This window comes from Leisingera sp. ANG-Vp, from assembly GCF_000813725.1.
Lineage (GTDB): Bacteria > Pseudomonadota > Alphaproteobacteria > Rhodobacterales > Rhodobacteraceae > Leisingera.
On sequence record NZ_JWLD01000012.1, the window covers coordinates 1 to 17700 of the forward strand.

General features: G+C 62.8%; 13 protein-coding genes, 1 tRNA gene and 1 pseudogene. 10 read left to right on the forward strand and 5 right to left on the reverse strand.

Annotated elements, in window-relative coordinates; translation table 11 throughout:
- A pseudogene (locus tag RA20_RS26060) lies at positions 1 to 167 on the forward strand (single-stranded DNA-binding protein); the annotation flags it as partial.
- Between the two features lie 365 nt (positions 168 to 532).
- Complete coding sequence (locus RA20_RS05130; protein ID WP_193748772.1) at positions 533 to 2731, forward strand: methyl-accepting chemotaxis protein; 2199 nt, start codon at positions 533 to 535, stop codon at positions 2729 to 2731.
- 75 nt (positions 2732 to 2806) lie between these two features.
- Here the strand turns inward: RA20_RS05130 and aroB are convergent, their stop codons facing one another.
- Together aroB and RA20_RS05140 are read right to left on the reverse strand one after the other, a co-directional pair.
- Positions 2807 to 3913: a 3-dehydroquinate synthase gene (gene aroB, locus RA20_RS05135; RefSeq protein ID WP_039125429.1), complete on the reverse strand. Its 1107-nt coding sequence runs from the start codon at positions 3911 to 3913 to the stop codon at positions 2807 to 2809.
- Entirely contained in the window at positions 3913 to 4503 is a 591-nt protein-coding gene (locus tag RA20_RS05140) for a shikimate kinase (RefSeq protein ID WP_039125330.1), read from the reverse strand. The genes aroB and RA20_RS05140 overlap by 1 nt, the downstream gene beginning before the upstream one ends.
- Positions 4504 to 4584: 81 nt before the next feature.
- On the opposite strand from RA20_RS05140, the gene RA20_RS25675 reads away from it, so the two are divergent.
- The 5 genes from RA20_RS25675 (at position 4585) to RA20_RS05160 (ending at position 10211) form a co-directional block, all read left to right on the forward strand.
- A complete protein-coding gene (locus tag RA20_RS25675; RefSeq protein ID WP_193748773.1) occupies positions 4585 to 4734 on the forward strand; it encodes a hypothetical protein in 150 nt (49 codons plus the stop codon).
- A complete protein-coding gene (locus RA20_RS05145) occupies positions 4724 to 6241 on the forward strand; it encodes a hypothetical protein (protein WP_039125332.1) in 1518 nt (505 codons plus the stop codon). Before RA20_RS25675 ends, RA20_RS05145 begins: the two co-directional genes overlap by 11 nt.
- 1 nt (position 6242) lies before the next feature.
- Positions 6243 to 7184: a site-specific tyrosine recombinase XerD gene (locus tag RA20_RS05150; protein ID WP_039125334.1), complete on the forward strand. Its 942-nt coding sequence runs from the start codon at positions 6243 to 6245 to the stop codon at positions 7182 to 7184.
- A 77-nt stretch (positions 7185 to 7261) separates the two neighbouring features.
- Complete coding sequence (locus tag RA20_RS05155; protein WP_039125336.1) at positions 7262 to 8563, forward strand: HlyC/CorC family transporter; 1302 nt, start codon at positions 7262 to 7264, stop codon at positions 8561 to 8563.
- Positions 8564 to 8576: 13 nt separating this feature from the next.
- Positions 8577 to 10211 (forward strand): membrane protein, encoded by a 1635-nt coding sequence (locus RA20_RS05160; protein WP_039125338.1) that lies wholly within the window; start codon positions 8577 to 8579, stop codon positions 10209 to 10211.
- Positions 10212 to 10339: 128 nt separating this feature from the next.
- Here RA20_RS05160 and RA20_RS25680 read toward each other — a convergent pair whose 3' ends face one another.
- Entirely contained in the window at positions 10340 to 10492 is a 153-nt protein-coding gene (locus RA20_RS25680; protein ID WP_193748774.1) for a hypothetical protein, read from the reverse strand.
- Positions 10493 to 10850: 358 nt separating this feature from the next.
- On the opposite strand from RA20_RS25680, the gene RA20_RS05165 reads away from it, so the two are divergent.
- Together RA20_RS05165 and RA20_RS05170 are read left to right on the forward strand one after the other, a co-directional pair.
- Positions 10851 to 13268 (forward strand): GcvT family protein, encoded by a 2418-nt coding sequence (locus RA20_RS05165; RefSeq protein ID WP_039125339.1) that lies wholly within the window; start codon positions 10851 to 10853, stop codon positions 13266 to 13268.
- A 250-nt stretch (positions 13269 to 13518) separates the two neighbouring features.
- Positions 13519 to 14100, forward strand: a complete 582-nt coding sequence (locus RA20_RS05170) for a nucleotidyltransferase family protein (RefSeq protein ID WP_039125341.1) — start codon at positions 13519 to 13521, stop codon at positions 14098 to 14100.
- Between the two features lie 91 nt (positions 14101 to 14191).
- On the opposite strand, the gene RA20_RS05175 is transcribed toward RA20_RS05170, so the two are convergent.
- Positions 14192 to 16420, reverse strand: coding sequence for a Hint domain-containing protein (locus tag RA20_RS05175; protein ID WP_039125343.1), 2229 nt, complete (start codon positions 16418 to 16420; stop codon positions 14192 to 14194).
- 831 nt (positions 16421 to 17251) lie between these two features.
- Between RA20_RS05175 and RA20_RS05180 the strand changes: the two genes are divergently transcribed.
- Positions 17252 to 17449 carry a hypothetical protein gene (locus RA20_RS05180; RefSeq protein WP_039125345.1) on the forward strand — a complete coding sequence of 66 codons (198 nt, stop codon included), beginning with the start codon at positions 17252 to 17254 and terminating at the stop codon, positions 17447 to 17449.
- Positions 17450 to 17530: 81 nt separating this feature from the next.
- Here the strand turns inward: RA20_RS05180 and RA20_RS05185 are convergent.
- A tRNA-Ser gene (locus RA20_RS05185) sits at positions 17531 to 17620 on the reverse strand.
- Positions 17621 to 17700 lie beyond the last annotated feature (80 nt).

A 17700-nucleotide genomic window follows, 5' to 3' on the forward strand; every position in this document is an offset into this window, starting at 1 on the left:
GCGGCGGTTATGGCGGCGGCGGCCAGGGCGGCGGTTATGGCGGCGGCAGCCAGGGCGGCGGTTACGGTGGCGGCTATGACAGCGGCCCGCAGGGTGGCGGCAGCGGCGGCGGCGGTTTTGGCGGCGGTGCCTCGCACAATATCGACGACGACGAAATCCCGTTCTAAACACTCTTTAAAAGAGAACACTTGAAAACCCCCAAGCTCTGCGCTTGGGGGTTTTTTGTATTTTTCACCAGGATTTCCCGGTCAATTCACGGCGCGCGCAGCACCCGCATCCTGGCTAGTGCAGCGCGCGGTGCAATCAGGCAGCACGGTTCTGCCACGCTTTAGAAGCTTAGAACTAAGCTTCTGTTTTTGAAATATAATATCTCTTTACACCGCTCATCACCCTTCCGGAAACCTGCCTGAAACAGCCTGTTTTGCCCCGGTATGCGGTCAGGATCGCCCCCAGGAAGAGGTAGCTGAATTTTAACATACATCACACATGTTGAATTCAACCAATGGGCAAACAGTGCAACGAGGGAACAGGTATGGGTATGCGTTTTTTGCGGCATCTCTCGATCAAAGTGAAAATCACGATTCTCCTCGCAGCGCCGCTGCTTCTCAGTCTTTGGTTCATGGGAACCAAGCTGAACGAGCTGTACAAGCGGGCACAGGTCAACACTGCGCTTGCAGGCGAACTTTTGGAAAGCATGAGCAGTCTTGTGCATACTCTGCAGGTCGAGCGCGGTATCAGTGCCTCCTATCTCGGCAGAGAAGCTTCGGCCATTCCGGACTCTTTGGCCAAAATCAGGCTCGCCAACGACACAGCGATGGCAGCCTATCTCAACCAGCTTGCAACGGTTGACCGGCGCGGCCTCAGCACCGAAGCACTTCAAGCATTCCGGGTGGCCCAAACCGAACTTGCCCGCAAGGCGGAGATCCGTCAGCAGATTTCCAACCGGACGATTCCGCTGCGCAACGCAGTAGAATATTACACCAATCTGAATACCGCGCTGATCCAAAGCGGCCTTTCTGTAGCGCAGAAAATTGACGACCCCCGGATTGCGCAGGAAGCCGTGGCGCTGTCGATGTTCTTGCGCGCCAAAGATGCTGCCGGACTTGAACGCGCCGCCGGCGCTGTCGGCTTTGCCCATCATTGGAAACCTGCGGACTTCCAGAACTTCGTTGCCGTCCATGAACGTTTCAGAGAGCGGCTGGACAGGTTTTTGGATTTTGCCACCATCGAAGACCGCAACGCGGTTTCAGAGCTCAGCAAGACGCCGGAAATGAAGAAGTTCAACAGCATCCGTGAAACCGTGCTGTCCGGCGGCGATACCTCCGGGTACGATGCAGAGTCCTGGTTTGCTGCAGCAAGCGACATGCTGAAGGTCCTGCGCAGCAAGGAAGCGGTTCTGATTGAACATCTGAAGGAGGACATGGCCGCCTATGACGCCAACAGCAAGCTGCTGCTGACTGAGATGTCTGTCTTTGCCGCAGTTCTGCTTGCCGGCGTCCTGGCCCTCAGCCTGGTGATCGCCCGGGATATGACCAATGGCCTCACAGTGCTGAACGGCGCCCTCAAGAAGCTGGCAAGCGGCGACATCCATGCCGATGTGGCCGGGGCAGACCGCCGGGACGAAATCGGCTCGGTGGCCCGCAATGTCGTTGATCTGCGCACCGTCACCCAGGAAAAACAGGAGGAGGAAAAGCGCCTCGACACCAAACGGCGCGAAGAAATCCTCGACGTGGCCCGCCGCATCGGGGCTGCTCTGATGGATCTGCAGAACATGCGGCTGGACAATCCCATCACAGAATTCTTCCCGGAGGAATTCAAATCGATCCGGATGGACTTCAACGACTCGCTGAAGTCCCTGGCCGCATCGGTGTCAGCCATCGGCGAGCTGACCAGCAGCGTGGACGAAAGCACCAGTTCAATTGCCGAGGCCTCAAGGGATCTGGCACACCGTACCGAGGCGGAATCCTCTACTCTTGAAAAAACCACCCACGCCATGAGCATGCTGACCACCAGCGTACAGAAATCGGCGGACAACGCCGGCCGTGCCGAACGGCTGGCAGACAGTGCCCAGACGGGCGTCACCTCCTGCGACGAGGTGGTGAAGAAAACCATTGTTGCCATGGACAAACTGCAGGAGTCCTCGCAGGAGATCTCCCAGATTACCAAGGTGATCCAGGATATCGCCTTTCAGACCAACCTGCTGGCACTGAACGCCGGGGTCGAGGCCGCACGGGCCGGCGAGGCGGGCCGCGGGTTCGCAGTTGTCGCCAGCGAAGTCCGGATGCTGGCGCAGCGCTGCGCCGACGCGGTTCAGCAAATTGACGAACTGACCGCACGCAGCTCCGAGCAGGTTAAGAGCGGCGCTTCGCTGGTGGACCAGGCTGGTCAGGCGATGGCCACCGTGAACGAACAGGTTGGCGAGATCTCAGGCCTGGTTGTGGAAATTGCTGTCAATATCAAGGAACAGTCAGTGCAGATGAACGACGTCAACACGGCTGTCGGCGAGTTGGAAATGATGGCGCAGCAGAACGCAGCGATGGCCGAACAGACAACGGCAGCCACCACATCGCTGTCCGAGCAGGCGCAGGATCTGCGGGCCCAGGTGCAGCGCTTCACCGTGGGCGAGTTCACCGAAGACAGCAGTCCCCGCGCAGCAATCACGCAATCACCGCCAGCCATTGGCTTTGATACCGGCGAGGCGGACACTGCCGCCGGCAGTGCGGCCGCCTGAGCCTGGCACCGGACGCGGCAACCTTTTTCCAGCCAGGCAGGGCAGCCCGCAAGCTGCCCTGCCTGCCATTCCGGTTCAGCCCGCGGCGCTGCGCAGCACCTCCAGCACCGCCTCCGGCGGTACATCAGCCGTCACAAATGCCTCGCCGATGCCGCGCGCCAGGATAAAGCGCAGCTGGCCCGCAACAACTTTCTTGTCCTGCCCCATCAGATCCAGCAGCGCTTCGGCTCCTGGCAGCTCGCCCGGGATGTCCGCCAGGTCCGTCTTCATGCCCATGGCTTTCAGATGCGCCCGCACCCGGCTGGGATCTTCCTGCGAGCACAGCCCCAGCTTCGACGACAGCTCAAACGCCAGCGCGCAGCCGATCGCCACGCCTTCCCCATGCAGCAAGCGATCAGAATAGCCCGTCGCCGCTTCCAGCGCGTGGCAAAAAGTATGGCCCAGATTCAGCAGTGCCCGGTCGCCCTGCTCGGTCTCGTCGCGCACCACGATGTCGGCCTTCATCTGCACCGAGCGCGCCACAGCCTCGACCCGGGCGGCCACATCGCCCTCCGCCAGGGCGGGCCCGTGGTCTTCGAGCCAAGAAAAGAACTCCGCATCCCCCAGCAGGCCGTATTTCACCACTTCGCCATAGCCGGACAGGAAGTCGCGCGCTGTCAGGGTTTCCAGAACCGAGGTATCCGCCAGCACCAGCGACGGCTGGTGGAAGGCGCCGATCAGGTTCTTGCCCTGGGGCGCATTGATGCCGGTCTTGCCGCCCACTGAACTGTCGACCTGCGCCAGCAGCGACGTAGGGATCTGCACAAAACGCACACCGCGGCGCAGGACAGCGGCAGCAAAACCCGCCAGATCGCCGATCACCCCGCCGCCGAAGGCAACAACCACATCGCCGCGCTCGACCTTCTGCTCCAGAAGCCATTCCACTGAGCGGGAAAACTGCGGCCAGCCCTTGGTGGCCTCGCCCGGCGGCAGCGCCAGCGCCTCCATGCCGATCCCGGCGGCAGCCAGACCGGCCCGCAGGCTGTCCAGATGCTCCTCCGCCACGGTCTCGTCGGTCAGCACAGCCACCTGCGGCCGCTTCAACAGCGGCTTGATCCGTTCCCCTGCCTGCGCCAGCAGGCCGGGCGCGATCACCACATCATAAGCGCGCTCGCCCAGGGGCACATGCACAACACGTTCCATCATTTCCACTCCAATACGTCGGGGCGCGCCTTCAGCGCCTCCAGCACGCGGTCAACCATGGTTTCAATTGCCGCCTGCCCATCCGAGACGACGGCCAGGTCTGCCTGGGAATAAAAGGGCACCCGAGCCTCGTACAGGCCGCTGAGCGTCGCATGCGGGTCGGCCGTGCGCAGCAGCGGCCGGGTATCGCGGTGGCGCACCCGGTTCCACAGCACTTCAAGGTCTGCGTTCAGCCAGACCGAAACCCCTTTGCCCGTGATCACCTCGCGGTTTTCCTCAGCCAGGAAGGCACCGCCGCCCGTCGACAGGATGCCGCGTTCCTCCTCCAGAAGCCGCGCAATCACCTGGCGCTCCTTCTGGCGGAAAAACGGCTCGCCGTCGCGGGCGAAAATCTCAGGTATCGTCATATTGGCAGCGGCCTCAATCTCATGGTCGCTGTCCAGAAAGGGCACGTTCAGCCGGGCCGCCAAAGCACGGCCCACGGCAGTCTTTCCTGCCCCCATCATGCCCACCATCACAATGGTCTTCTTCAGTTTCCCCGGCACCGGGTTTGCAGCCTTCTGGCCGCTGCTATGCTCTTTTTCGCTCATTCTTCAGTGAATGACGTGATCTTGCGGAAAAGGCCATATATAACTTGAGCAAAAGAGCAGGAAACAGGCATTGGATACACCATGGGGCGATTGATTAAGTATCTGGTCTATTTAGCGGTTCTCGCCGGGATCGGGCTTGTGGGCTATGCCTATGTCGGCCCCTGGTTCGGCGCCGATTTCCGGGCGCCCGCCACCGAGGTGCGCAAGCCGGTGGTGCTGAATGCGGATTAAGGCGGCCGCGGCCGGGATCTTGCTGGCGGGCCAAGCGCTTGCCAATGAACCCCTGGCAGCAATCGACTGGCTGAATCAGCCGCAGCCGCGCAGCGATCTGCCCGGCACCGTGCTGCTGGAGCCGCCGGTGACCGGCACTGCGGCGCTGCCGCCGGTTTCAGTCACCCCGCTGGAGACCCTGCTGCCGCCCATCGGCCTGGTGCCGCCCTCGGCAACCGGCCTGCCCGCGGATCTGTGGCGCGGCAGCAATGCAGCGGAAATCGCGCATCTGATCGAAACCGTCCCGGTGCGCCGCAGTCCCGCCATGCAGGCGCTGCTGTTCACCCTGCTGCTGTCGGAAACCCGCCCGCCGGCCACTGCCAAGGACCGCATCCTGCTGGCACGTCTTGACCGGCTGCTGGCGCTGGGGGCAACCGACCCCTCTCAGGCGCTCGCCGAACACGCGGGCCCCACCGTCAGCAAAGCGCGGTTCAAACGCTGGTTCGCTGCCACCCTTCTCACCGGCAGCGAGGACAAACCCTGTGCAGCGCTTACCGCTTCGCCATATTTGTCAGACGATTACGCCACCCAGATCTTCTGCACCGCACGGCGCGGCGACTGGCCGACTGCAGCTCTGATGCTGGAAACCGCCCATGCACTGGGGCTCCTGCCGCAAGCGCAGATGGAGCTGCTCGACCGTTTCCTGAACCCGGATCTGTTTGAACTCGCGGCCCCCTTGCGCCGCCCCGCCAATCCGGACCCGCTGACCTTCCGCCTGTTCGAAACCATTGGCGAGCCGATGCCCACGGCCCCGCTGCCGCCTGCCTTTGCCGCCGCCGATCTGCGCGACATCGCCGGCTGGAAGGCCCAGCTGGAAGCCGCCGAGCGGCTGGCACGCGGCGGAGCGCTTAACCCGAACCAGTATTTGGGCCTGTTCAGCGCCCGCAAACCCGCCGCTTCGGGCGGCATCTGGGACCGGGTCGCGGCGGTGCAACGGCTGGAATCCGACCTCGCCTCTGGCAGCGCCGAAGCGCTCGCCCGTTCTTTGCCCCGCGCCTGGGACGCCATGCAGCAAGCTGGCACCGAAACCGTTTTTGCCGACCTCTTTGCAGAGCCGCTGGCCCAGACCCCGCTCACAGGTCCGGCTGAGGCTCTGGCCTGGCGCATCCGCCTGCTGTCACCGCTCTATGAGCTTGCCGCTCATGACGCCCGGCCCTCAGGCGCAGAGGAGCAGTTCCTGGCCGCCCTCGCCCAGGGACGCCCCGCGGACGCAGCCGCGCCGACGCAAACTGCTGAAGCTATCTCCCTTGGGTTCTCGGCTCCGCCGCCCGTCCCTCCGGAAATCCGGCAGCTTCTGGACAACGGCCAGCTTGGCGAGGCCATCCTGCGCAGCATGATGCTGTTTTCCCGGGGCGCGGATGGCAACCTGGGCGACCTGACCTCTGCCCTGGCATCTTTCCGCGCCGTGGGGCTGGAGGATACCGCCCGCCGCGCTGCACTGCAGCTGATGCTGCTGGAGCGGCAGTGACATGACCGCTCCGCAAGACAATTTCCAGTGGATCTCCACCTTCCTCGACGCCCAGGCAGCCGAGACCGGCGCCTCGCAGAACACGCTGCTGGCCTACGGCCGTGATCTCAAGGATCTGACCGCCTGGCTGGAACACCGCAAGCTCAGCTTTCTGACCGCCGTCCAGGACAATATCGAAGCCTATCTTATCAGCTGCGATGTCCAGGGCCTGTCCCGCGCCACCCGGGCGCGGCGGCTGTCGGCGGTCAAGCAGATCTACCGGTTTGCCTTTGAGGAGGGCTGGCGCGAGGACAACCCCGCGATCCAGATCCGCGGCCCCGGCCGCGAGAAACGGCTGCCGAAAACGCTGGAGGTCATCGAGGTCGACCGCCTGCTGGAAGCCGCCCGCAAAACCGGACGCTCGGAATCCGACCGTTTTCGCAACACCTGCCTGATGGAGCTGCTGTATGCCACCGGCATGCGGGTCACTGAACTTGTGTCACTGCCGGTTTCCGCTGCCCGCGGCGACCCCCGGATGCTGCTGATCCTCGGAAAAGGCGGCAAGGAGCGTATGGTGCCGCTCTCGCCTCCGGCCCGCGAGGCGCTGGCTCAATGGCTACTGGTGCGGGATGAGACCGAAGCCGAGCGAGAGGTCAAAGGCAAGCCCGGCTCCCGCTTCCTGTTCCCCTCCCGCGGCAAATCCGGCCACCTGACCCGCCACCGTTTTTACTTGCTGATCAAGGAATTGGCCGTCACAGGCGGCGTCTCGCCGGACAAGGTCACCCCGCACACTCTGCGCCACGCCTTTGCCACTCACCTCCTGGCCAACGGCGCCGACCTGCGTGCAATCCAGGCGCTGCTGGGCCACGCAGACATTGCCACCACCGAGATTTACACCCACGTGCTGGACGCCCGCCTGCAGGAACTGGTGCTGGAGCACCACCCGCTGGCCAAAGACAGCTGAGCAGCGCTTGAAGCAGCGGCGCCAAGGCCCCATAAATACAGCGAAGATTCACAACAGACCGGACCCCTGGACCTCTCATGGACACTGCCTCCACCGTACTCGACAGCGCCTTCTGGACAACTGCCGGGGCCATCGTGCTGCTTCTGGTCCTGTCCGGCTTCTTCTCGGGCTCTGAAACCGCCCTGACCGCCGCCTCGCGCGGCAAGCTGCGCACCCAGGCCGACAAGGGCTCGCGCGGGGCGCAGCGCGCGCTGTCGATCACTGAAGACAACGAGCGTCTGATCGGCTCGGTCCTCCTGGGCAACAACCTGGTTAACATCCTGGCGGCCTCGCTGGCCACCGCGCTCTTCACCCGCGCCTTCGGCGAAAGCGGCGTGGCGCTGGCCACCCTGGTAATGACCCTCTTGGTGCTGATCTTTGCCGAGGTGCTGCCCAAAACCTATGCCATCTCCAACGCGGAGAAAGCCGCCGCCGCCGTCGCCCCGGTGATTGGCTTCCTTGTGACCGTGCTGTCTCCCATAGTCGGCACCGTCCGGCTGCTGGTGCGCGGCGTCCTGCGCCTGTTCGGGGTGCGGATCGACCCTGACAGCCAGATCATGGCCGTGCGCGAGGAAATTGCCGGCGCGCTGCAGCTCGGCCATTCCGAGGGCGTGGTCGAAAAGGAAGACCGCGACCGCATTCTTGGCGCGCTCGACCTCTCCGACCGATTTGTCGAGGAAATCATGCTGCACCGCTCCAACATCGAGATGATCGATGCGGACGCCGAACCTGAAACCATCCTCGAACACTGCCTGCAAAGCCCCCATACCCGCCTGCCGGTCTACCGCGGCGAGCAGGAAAACATCATCGGCGTTGTCCACGCCAAGGATCTGTTCCGCGCTATGTACAAACAGGCAGGCGGCGATGCTGAACGGCTGAAATCCTTTGATATCAGCGAGGTGGCCAAGGCGCCTTACTTTGTACCTGAGACCACCACACTGGACGAGCAGATGCGCCAGTTCCTGCGGATGCGCTCGCATTTTGCACTGGTGGTGGACGAATACGGCGCGCTGCAGGGGCTGATCACGCTGGAAGACATCCTTGAGGAAATCGTCGGCGAGATCACCGATGAATTTGATCCGGCTGAGGAAAACATCGTCAAGAAAACCGCCGATGGCTCCTATCTGGTCGAAGGTGCCGCCACCATTCGCGACGTGAACCGCGCAACCGAGTGGAACCTGCCGGACGATGAGGCCAACACCATTGCGGGCCTGGTGATCCACGAGGCCCAGATGATCCCGACCAAGGGCCAGGTGTTCTCCTTCCACGGTTTCCGCTTCGAGGTGACCGAACGGGAAGGCAACCGGGTGACCGGTCTCCGGATCAGGCCCCTGTCCTGATGAGGAGCCTCGCATGATCCGCGCGGCAGCGTTTGCGCGCGACTGGTTCGACAGCATCATCCTTGAGCTGTTCCGCCAGATGTGCTGGTCGTTCCTGCCGCCGCTGCTGATATATTTCGCCTATGGCGCGCAGGGCATCACCACCGTCGCCGCCTCCTTTTTCGTCAAGGAATACCTGGATTTATCGGCCGCCTTTCTAGCGGGTCTGGCGTTCTGGGTCGGCTTGCCCTGGGCTTTGAAGATGCCGCTCGGCCATCTGGTCGACCTGATCTGGCGCTGGAAATACCTGCTGATCCTGCTGGGCGCCGGGCTGATGGCTGCCAGTTTCGCCATCCTCGCCGCCATCGTGCAGATGCCGGAAATGATGGCCGCGCTGATGCCGCTCAACGCTTGGTATGTGACCTCAGCCCTTCTCGCTCCGTGCGGTTTCGTGCTGCAGGACGTGGTTGCCGACGCCATGTCGGTCGAGGCGGTTCCCCACACCGACCATCAGGGCCGACCCCTGCCCGAGGCTGAGACCAAATCCCTGCACACCACCATGCAGACCTTCGGCCGCATTGCGCTGATCGCGGGTTCCAGCGCTGCCGCCGCGCTGAACGTCGCCCTGTTCGACGGTGCCGATGCGCTGCCGCAGGATGACAAAGGCGCGCTCTACGGTTTTGTCTTCACCCTCGCCCTGCTGATCCCGGTCATTTCCCTCTCCGGCGTCGCCCTCGCCATCGTGCAGAAATGGGCCAAGGCCGTCCGCTTGCGCCGCGCCGGTGTTCCGCCCGAGGATATCCGCGCCCGCCTGGAACTCCCGCGTGAGCCGGTCACGCCCAACCATTGGTATTTCATCGGCGGCGGCGCCTTTGTCGCGCTCTCGCTCGCCGTGGGACTGGGCGATGTGCCCTATTCGCAGGAAATCGTCTTTGCCGGTTCCATGGCCATCGTTCTGTTCCTGATGCGCCAGCTGGTCTCGGTCCTGCCGGTGGACCACGCCCGCGCCCTGATCGGCACCGCCATCATCATCTTTGTTTACCGCGCCACGCCCCTGCGCGGCCCAGGCGCCACTTGGTTCGAGATCGACGTGCTGGGGTTTGATCAGCAGTTCCTTTCGGTCCTTGCCCTGATCACCTCGCTGCTGACCCTCGCCGGCATGCTGATCTTCCGCCCGCTGATGGCCAGCCGCCCGATTGCCTGGATTGTCGCCTTCCTTGCCATCACCGAAGCCGTCCTCAGCCTGCCCAACATCGCGCTCTACTACGGCGCCCATCACTGGACAGCCGCCATGACCGGCGGCGTGGTCGACGCCCGGTTCATCGCAATGGTCGACACCGCCGTCGAATCTCCGCTGGGCCAGGTTGCGATGATCCCCATGCTCGCCTGGATCGCCCGCAACGCGCCCTCCGGCCTCAAAGCCACCTTCTTTGCGGTCATGGCCTCCTTCACCAATCTGGCACTCTCGGCCTCCAGCCTGGGCACCAAATACTTGAACGAGATCTTCGTGGTGACCCGCGAAGTGACAGATTCGGCAGGCGCCATCACAACCGCCGCCGACTATTCCCAGCTTGGGTTCCTGCTGATCACTGTTGGCGTGATCCTCCTCGCAGCCCCCCTGACCGCGATTTTCGTGATCCAAAACAGCCGCTTCCGCACCTCGGAATAACCAACTGCCCCTAACTTCAGCGCAGGCGGATAACATGCCTCACAAGAGCCAGCTGCCGTCAGGCCTGTTCAAGCCGATCAAAAGCAGTTCACGAACGACGCGGGCGGAGAATGCCTCCGCCCGTGCCATCACCATTTCAAGATCGCCAAAACGATCATTCCGCCCGTGAAAATGGCAACACTCCACAGGGAAGGCCGTTGCCATATCTTAATGTGAAGCCCTTCTTTGAAAATTTCGATGTACGGCTTCTTCTGCTCTGCCTCGTTCTTGTCCCAGCGCATGACGCCCCCCAAGAAGTTTGCAGATACCTCAGGCTAGCAGATGCATCTGCTGACGAATCGCCCCGCGGTTTCCTGGTAGTTGACCACCGCATGTGGTGAACTTTGCAAAAGTTTGCCGATATACGGGTGCCGGCGGCTAATCATAAGTTTAAGTTACGTTTCAGCTTCTGCGTGGCCTGCTCGTAACATAGCTCAAGAAATCATCACGTTTGATCTCTGAAAAGTGAGATTAGACTAACGACCTGCCTTCCCTTGCCCCTATTCACGCCTGCTGGAAAGTTTGGCACTGGAAGATTTCACTGGACTACTACACACATATGTCCAGAATGCAGCCAGCACCTTATCAGGGAGAGGCCTCATGAAGACCACCACACGCGTGGCAGTTATCGGCGGCGGCGTCGTCGGCTGCTCTGTTCTCTACCACCTGACCAAGCTCGGCTGGTCGGACGTCATGCTGATCGAACGCTCGGAGCTGACCTCAGGCTCGACCTGGCACGCGGCGGGCGGTTTCCACACCCTCAACGGCGACACCAATATGGCGGCGCTGCAGGGCTACACCATCAAGCTCTACAAAGAGCTGGAGGAAATCACCGGCATGTCCTGCGGCCTCCACCATGTGGGCGGCGTCACCCTCGCGGAAACCCAGGAACGCTTCGACATGCTCAAGGCCGAGCGCGCCAAGCACCGTTTCATGGGGCTGGAGACCGAAATCGTCTCCCCGGAGGAAATCAAGAAGATCGCCCCCGTCACCAATGTGGACGGCATCATCGGCGGCCTCTACGACCCGCTCGACGGCCATCTCGACCCTTCCGGCACCACCCACGCCTATGCCAAGGCCGCGCGCATGGGCGGCGCCACTATTGAGACCCACTGCAAGGTGATCGAGACCAACCAGCGCCCCGACGGCACCTGGGATGTGGTCACCAACAAAGGCACCATCCACGCCGAGCATGTCGTGAACGCTGGCGGCCTCTGGGCGCGCGAGGTCGGCGCCATGGCCGGCGTCTACTTCCCGCTGCACCCGATGGAGCACCAGTATATCGTCACCGACGAAGTGCCGATGATCGCCGAGATCATCGACGGCGGCGGCGAGCACCCGCATGTGATGGATCCGGCCGGCGAAAGCTATCTGCGCCAGGAGGGCCGCGGCCTTTGCATCGGTTTCTACGAACAGCCCTGCAAACCCTGGGCGGTGGACGGCACGCCGTGGGACTTCGGCCACGAGCTGCTGCCCGATGACTTCGACAAGATCGAGGATTCCATCGCCTTTGCCTACAAACGCTTCCCGGCTCTGGAGGCCGCAGGCGTCAAATCGGTGATCCACGGCCCCTTCACCTTTGCCCCCGACGGCAACCCGCTGGTCGGCCCGGTGCCGGGCATGCGCAACTACTGGTCCGCCTGCGCGGTCATGGCCGGCTTCTCCCAAGGCGGCGGCGTCGGGTTGATGCTGGCCCAATGGATGGTCGAGGGCGAATGCGAGCGCGACACCTTCGCGATGGACTGCGCCCGCTTCGGCGACTGGATCACCCCGGGCTACACCCGCCCCAAAGTCACTGAAAACTATCAGAAACGCTTCTCTATCGCCTACCCGAACGAGGAGCTGCCCGCGGCCCGCCCGTTCCGCACAACACCGATGTATGACATCTTTGACGGCATGGGCGCGGTCTGGGGTGCGCAATACGGCATGGAGGTCCCGAACTATTTCGCCGAAGGGGACGAGCCGCGCTACGAGACCCCCTCCTTCCGCCGCTCCAACGCCTTTGACGCCACCGCGCGCGAGGTCAAAGCGGTGCGCGAAAACGTCGGCATCAACGAGGTCCACAACTTCGGCAAATACCTGATCAAAGGTGCGGGCGCCCGCGCCTGGCTCGACCGCATCATGGCAGGCCGGGTGCCCAAGCCGGGCCGCCTGTCGCTGACCCCGATGCTGTCGCCCAAGGGCCGCCTGATCGGCGACTTCACCATCTCCTGCCTCTCGGAAGAAGAGTTCCAGCTAACCGCATCTTATGGCTCGCAGGCCTACCACATGCGCTGGTTCCTGCAGAATCTGGACGACGGCGTTGCCCTCGAGAACGTCTCCGACACCCGCAACGGCTTCCAGATCGCAGGCCCCAAGGCGCGCGAGGTGCTGCAGGCCTGCACAAGGCAGGACATCTCGGACATGCGCTTCATGGATGTCCGCCGCCTGACCGTCGGCATGGCCGACTGCATCGTCCAGCGCGTCAGCTACACCGGCGATCTTGGCTATGAAATCTACTGCGACCTGCCCAGCCAGCGCGCCCTATGGGATGCGCTGTGGACTGCAGGCCAGCCTCACGGCATGAAACCCTTTGGCATGCGCGCGATGATGTCCCTGCGCCTGGACAAGTTCTTCGGCTCCTGGCTGCGGGAATTCTCGCCCGATTATACGGCGGCTGAAACCGGCCTCGACCGTTTCATCTCCTTCAAGAAAAACGCGGATTTCATCGGCCGCGCTGCAGCCGAGGCCGAACGCGACGCGGGCCCCGCCCGTCAGCTCTGCGCTTTCGAGGTCGAGGCTGACGACGCCGATGTGGTCGCCTATGAGCCGATCTGGCTCGACGGCGCCGTGGTTGGCTTCTGCACCTCGGGCGGCTACTCGCACCACGCGCAGAAATCGATCGCCCTGGGTTTTGTGCCCACGGACCGCGCTGAAGCAGGGCTGGAGGTCGAGATCGAGATCCTAGGCAAAATGTACAAGGCCCGGCTGATCACCGAGCCGCTGTTCGACGCCGACGGCGCCCGCATGCGCGGTTAAGTTCCCCAGGCAGGTCAGCAAGCCTGACCTGCCTGCCCCCTGTTGCCGCCTCGGCGCACGCTGCCGCAAGGACACTCCCGCAACACATGCGTCAGTGCCTGCACCCAAATGTTTCGCGCGCGAAACATTCCGTCAGCCTTGCTGACCTTCCCAACGTTTCATCTCTTCTGGCCCACGCACTTCTTCTTTGCCAAAATACTCCCGCCGGAGGCATCCGCCCTCGCAACACAAAGCCAAGGCCAGGAAATCCATGACCGCTATCGCCATTCTCCTGCTTGCCGCCGGCGCCTCTTCCAGAATGCTAGGCCGCGACAAACTGATGGAGGACGTAGACGGCCAGCCCCTGCTCACCCTGATGTGCCGCCGTGCGGCGCTGACCGGGCTGGCGGTCTATGTGACGCTTCCTGGCATTGCGCACCCGCGTGCCAATGCAACCGGAACAGCGGCTCAAGTCCCGGTGCCGGATGCGCAGGACGGCATGTCCGCCTCAATCCGGCGCGGCGTTGCCGCCCTGCCCAAGGAGGCGGAAGCCGTGATGATCCTGCCAGCGGACATGCCGGAAATCGAAACCCAGGACTTGCTGCATATCGCGGCCCATTTCGGTGGAGAGGACAGCCCTGTCCTGCGCGCCACTGCCACCGACGGTACCCCGGGCCACCCGGTGCTGTTTCCCCGCCGCTGTTTCGGCGCCCTGCAAAACCTCAGCGGCGACCAGGGCGCACGCAGCGTGCTGAAAAGCGAAACCGTGCAAACCATCCCCCTGCCGGACCGCCACGCGCTGACCGATCTGGACACGCCTGAAGACTGGGCCGCCTGGCGCAGCCGCCGCTAAGCACCGCAAAAGAAAAGGCAGGGCAAAATGCCCTGCCTCCCTGCGCTTTTGCTTCTTGCGGCCGTCTCCCCCAAAACGGCAGCTGCATAAATCAATGCACAAGCAGATGCGCTTCATGTTTGCGCAGCGAGCGGCGCGCCGCAGTGTAGGCTGCGCGGCCCTTCTCGGACTTCAGCTCCGGGAACAGTTCGAACAGTTCGTTGCGCTGCGCGTTGTCCAGGCCCCGCAGGGACTGGTCGCCGGGCTGGAAGCTTTCGGTCCAGGCTCCGTCGGACAGCACAACCTCATGCTGGTCGAACATGAAGTGGATATAGGTGACCTTGGAGGTCTCCACCCGGTCGACGCCCGCGAGGCCGGTCAGATGCTTGGCCGCCACCAGAACCTCGCGGTCCTCGAAGTAGAGCGCGGTCTTGTCATTGGCGACCAGCACCCGGTGGTTCGGGCTGACCATCATGTCGCGCTCCGGCAGGCCGTTGCCGAGGGCGCCCTGGCGGATCAGCACCGGCTGCAGATGCGCGGCGCGGGCCAGGTCGCGGCCTTCCAGCGTGCGGGTGCCAACCCAGCGGATTTCCTGGATGCCGTTGTCGCGGGTGATCACCCGGTCGCCAGCCTGCAGGTCCTCGACGCGGCGCTCGCCCAGCGGCGTCGCAATCAGCGTGCCCGGCGTGAAGCAGGGAATGATCTGCTCAATCTCGCCAAAGGTCATCGAACCGGTCACATCGCCGTCACCGTCCAGGAAGTTGACAGTGCCCGAAATGCTGTTGCCGTCGGCATCGACAGTAACACCGGTCAGCTCAAACGGGCCGGAGCCGGTCAGGTCCAGGGTGTCGAAGTCATCGCCGCCCGAGCCGCCATCGACCACGTCGCCGGCATCACCGCCGATGAAGGTGTCCCGGTCGTCGCCGCCCGACAAAGTGTCCGCGCCCTGGCCGCCAGTGATCAGATCATTGCCCGAACCGCCAGAGACTTCGTCGTCGTCGATACCCGCGTCGATGGTGTCATTGCCTGCGCCGCCCGTGATGACGTCATCATCATCCTGGCCAAAGATCAGGTCATTGCCGGCACCGCCGTCGATGGTGTCCATCCCGTTGGTCGGATCCGGGTCAGCCGGACGGCCGTCGCTGCCGTCGTCGGTGATGTTCAGACCATCCGGGAAAGCCGGGTTCAGGCCGCCATAAATGGTGTCGCCGCCGCTGCCGCCCTGGATCAGGTCCGAGCCTTCGCCGCCGGTGATCACATCGGCATCCGCGCCGCCGTCGATGGTGTCGTCATCGATGCCCGCATCGATCACATCCATGCCGGAGCCGCCTTCGATCACATCAGCGTCGTCGCCGGTCGAGATAGTGTCATTGCCGGCACCGCCCAGCACGGTGTCCATGTCATCAAACGGATCCGCGTCGGCCGGGATGAACGGGATGTCCGGATCGGTGCCGGTGTAGCCCGGGAAGCCGCGGTCCGGCAGCGGCACGCCGCCGGAGGTGTCAATCACATCGTCGCCATCGCCGCCGTCAACCCCATCGGAGCCGTCGCCGCCGTCGATAGTGTCGTTGCCGCCGCCGCCAAAGATGGTGTCATCGCCGTCACCGCCGATCAGCACGTCATCGCCCGGCACAACCGGGTCTGCCGGATCGGATTCATAGTCGAAATGCACGTTGTCGAACTCGGTGCCCGAGGTGCCCAGATCAACAGTCAGCTTGACGTCGTTGAAGTCGCGGTCGCCCAGGCCGGCCAGATCTTCAAAGCCCAGCTTGACCGAACCGTCGGGGTTCTGGGTGATGCCCTGGGTATGAACCAGCCCGTCGCTGTTCAGACCAACGTTGGCGCCATAGCCGGAAGAGAAGAAAGTGCCCTGCGGGCTGATGATGCCCACGCCCACCACGGCGCCTTCGGGCGCGTCGTAGGTAAAGGTCTCGCCCACGTCTTCCTTGGCATTTTCGCTCAGCACCACAACGTTGCTGATCTCACCGGTAGCGGGATCGATGGTATAGGCAAACACCTGGTTGCGGAACGCAGCGCTGGTTGAGTCGATGGTGATCGAAACCGGGCTGGTGGCGCCGGAGACACCGTCGCCATAGATCAGGTCATCGCCGGTACCGCCGTCCACGGTGTCATCGCCAGAACCTGCGTAGATGCTGTCGTTGCCGGAACCAGCAACAATAACGTCATCGTCCGGGCCCGCCGAAGGATCGATGGCATCGCCATTGTCGACCATGTCGCCTTCCGGATCACCGGTGTACGCCGCATCGATCAGGTCGTCCCCGGAAGTGCCTTCGACAATCCCGTCCAGCGCCGGATTCGGCTCATCGTAACTCTTTGTCATCACCTTCTCCTCACCAGTCTGGCCCCAAGCCCCATCCTTCGGGCCAGCCAGGCAGCCGCAAAGCCATGCGGTACGCCGCAGTCAATTCACCAGCCCAAGCGGGATGGGGGCCAGAACGCGCAAGCGCCCTGGATTGCGTGCCGCAGCGGCACGCAGCCGGATAGCTAAAGCTTTCGGATCAGTGGTGTGCCGACCTAGCGGCACCGGGACCATTTAAAATTTTCAGTAGTCCACCACACTCCAGCAGCTCGCAGAACTCGCCCCCCCAAATGGGCTAATCCATGCATACTTTAGGCGGTTCAGGGCACAAAGCCAAAAAATTGCCTAAAATTCCTCGCAATACGCCGCTGCGGCCTGCTGCCGGGACTGTCCGCCTGTGCGATCTGCCCCGCATTGTTTCCCCTACAGGTGGTAATTCGAGGCGGAAATGTTCGCAGAGTGCTATTTACAGGGGGAGCCGTTAACGCAGCATACAAGGATTGTTTCCAACTGCGAAACATGGAGAGATTGTGACGGCCGCGCCCGTTTTATCCGCCAGCAGCACCTTGCCCTTAGGGAAATGGGCCGGATTTGCATTCAATCCCCAAGGTTCGCCCGGTTTGTTTCCGAAAGCTACCGAAGATGCACGCCAGTCTTTCGAATCAACGGGCCTGTGCAAAAGGTCAGCGCAGCCGCCCAGCAAAGTAAATAACCTTGAAGAATTTATTCAAACCATCGGCGCCGGTCTGCCGCTGTCCCTGTACCATTGCGCTGCAGCCTATCCGAAAACTAACCCCCCGCATCCCGGATTTCCGGTTATACTCGGCAGTATCCACAAAACAGGAGAACACCATGCTCTACCCGCTTGCCACGCTGGAATCTGAGAAACTGGACGCGATTCAGGCCCTGGAGAAGGATATCGGCAGCCCGGTGGTAGCACTGGCCGGAGTTGACACGGATACCGCTGCGCTGCCGGAAGATCAGCTCAAGAAACTGCAGGAGCTGGAAGAGGAACTGGGGGTTGTCCTTGTTGCGGTGCGCCCCAACTGACGGCAACGGCCGCAAAGCTGCAGCCCAGGCGTGCTAACCGCCTTTGGCGGGACACCGGAAAACCGTCTGATCTGATGATTATGGCGGAGAGACAGGGATTCGAACCCTGGAGACGGTTTCCCGCCTACACACTTTCCAGGCGTGCGCCTTCGACCACTCGGCCACCTCTCCGTTGAGGGGGCTTTTGAAGGATCGGCCGGGGAATTGCAAGAGCCGATCTTTCAAAAACTTCACTTACCCCCAATTCTTTT

What these genes read in the sequence shown, in the direction of transcription:
- RA20_RS25680 (WP_193748774.1), bottom strand. Translation starts at nt 10,492, where the DNA reads ATGCGCTGGGACAAGAACGAGGCAGAGCAGAAGAAGCCGTACATCGAA.
- RA20_RS05180 (WP_039125345.1), top strand. Translation starts at nt 17,252, where the DNA reads ATGCTCTACCCGCTTGCCACGCTGGAATCTGAGAAACTGGACGCGATT.
- RA20_RS05130 (WP_193748772.1), top strand. Translation starts at nt 533, where the DNA reads ATGGGTATGCGTTTTTTGCGGCATCTCTCGATCAAAGTGAAAATCACG.
- RA20_RS05165 (WP_039125339.1), top strand. Translation starts at nt 10,851, where the DNA reads ATGAAGACCACCACACGCGTGGCAGTTATCGGCGGCGGCGTCGTCGGC.
- RA20_RS05170 (WP_039125341.1), top strand. Translation starts at nt 13,519, where the DNA reads ATGACCGCTATCGCCATTCTCCTGCTTGCCGCCGGCGCCTCTTCCAGA.
- RA20_RS05155 (WP_039125336.1), top strand. Translation starts at nt 7,262, where the DNA reads ATGGACACTGCCTCCACCGTACTCGACAGCGCCTTCTGGACAACTGCC.
- RA20_RS05140 (WP_039125330.1), bottom strand. Translation starts at nt 4,503, where the DNA reads ATGAGCGAAAAAGAGCATAGCAGCGGCCAGAAGGCTGCAAACCCGGTG.
- RA20_RS25675 (WP_193748773.1), top strand. Translation starts at nt 4,585, where the DNA reads ATGGGGCGATTGATTAAGTATCTGGTCTATTTAGCGGTTCTCGCCGGG.
- RA20_RS05145 (WP_039125332.1), top strand. Translation starts at nt 4,724, where the DNA reads ATGCGGATTAAGGCGGCCGCGGCCGGGATCTTGCTGGCGGGCCAAGCG.
- RA20_RS05175 (WP_039125343.1), bottom strand. Translation starts at nt 16,420, where the DNA reads ATGACAAAGAGTTACGATGAGCCGAATCCGGCGCTGGACGGGATTGTC.
- RA20_RS05160 (WP_039125338.1), top strand. Translation starts at nt 8,577, where the DNA reads ATGATCCGCGCGGCAGCGTTTGCGCGCGACTGGTTCGACAGCATCATC.
- RA20_RS05150 (WP_039125334.1), top strand. Translation starts at nt 6,243, where the DNA reads ATGACCGCTCCGCAAGACAATTTCCAGTGGATCTCCACCTTCCTCGAC.
- aroB (WP_039125429.1), bottom strand. Translation starts at nt 3,913, where the DNA reads ATGGAACGTGTTGTGCATGTGCCCCTGGGCGAGCGCGCTTATGATGTG.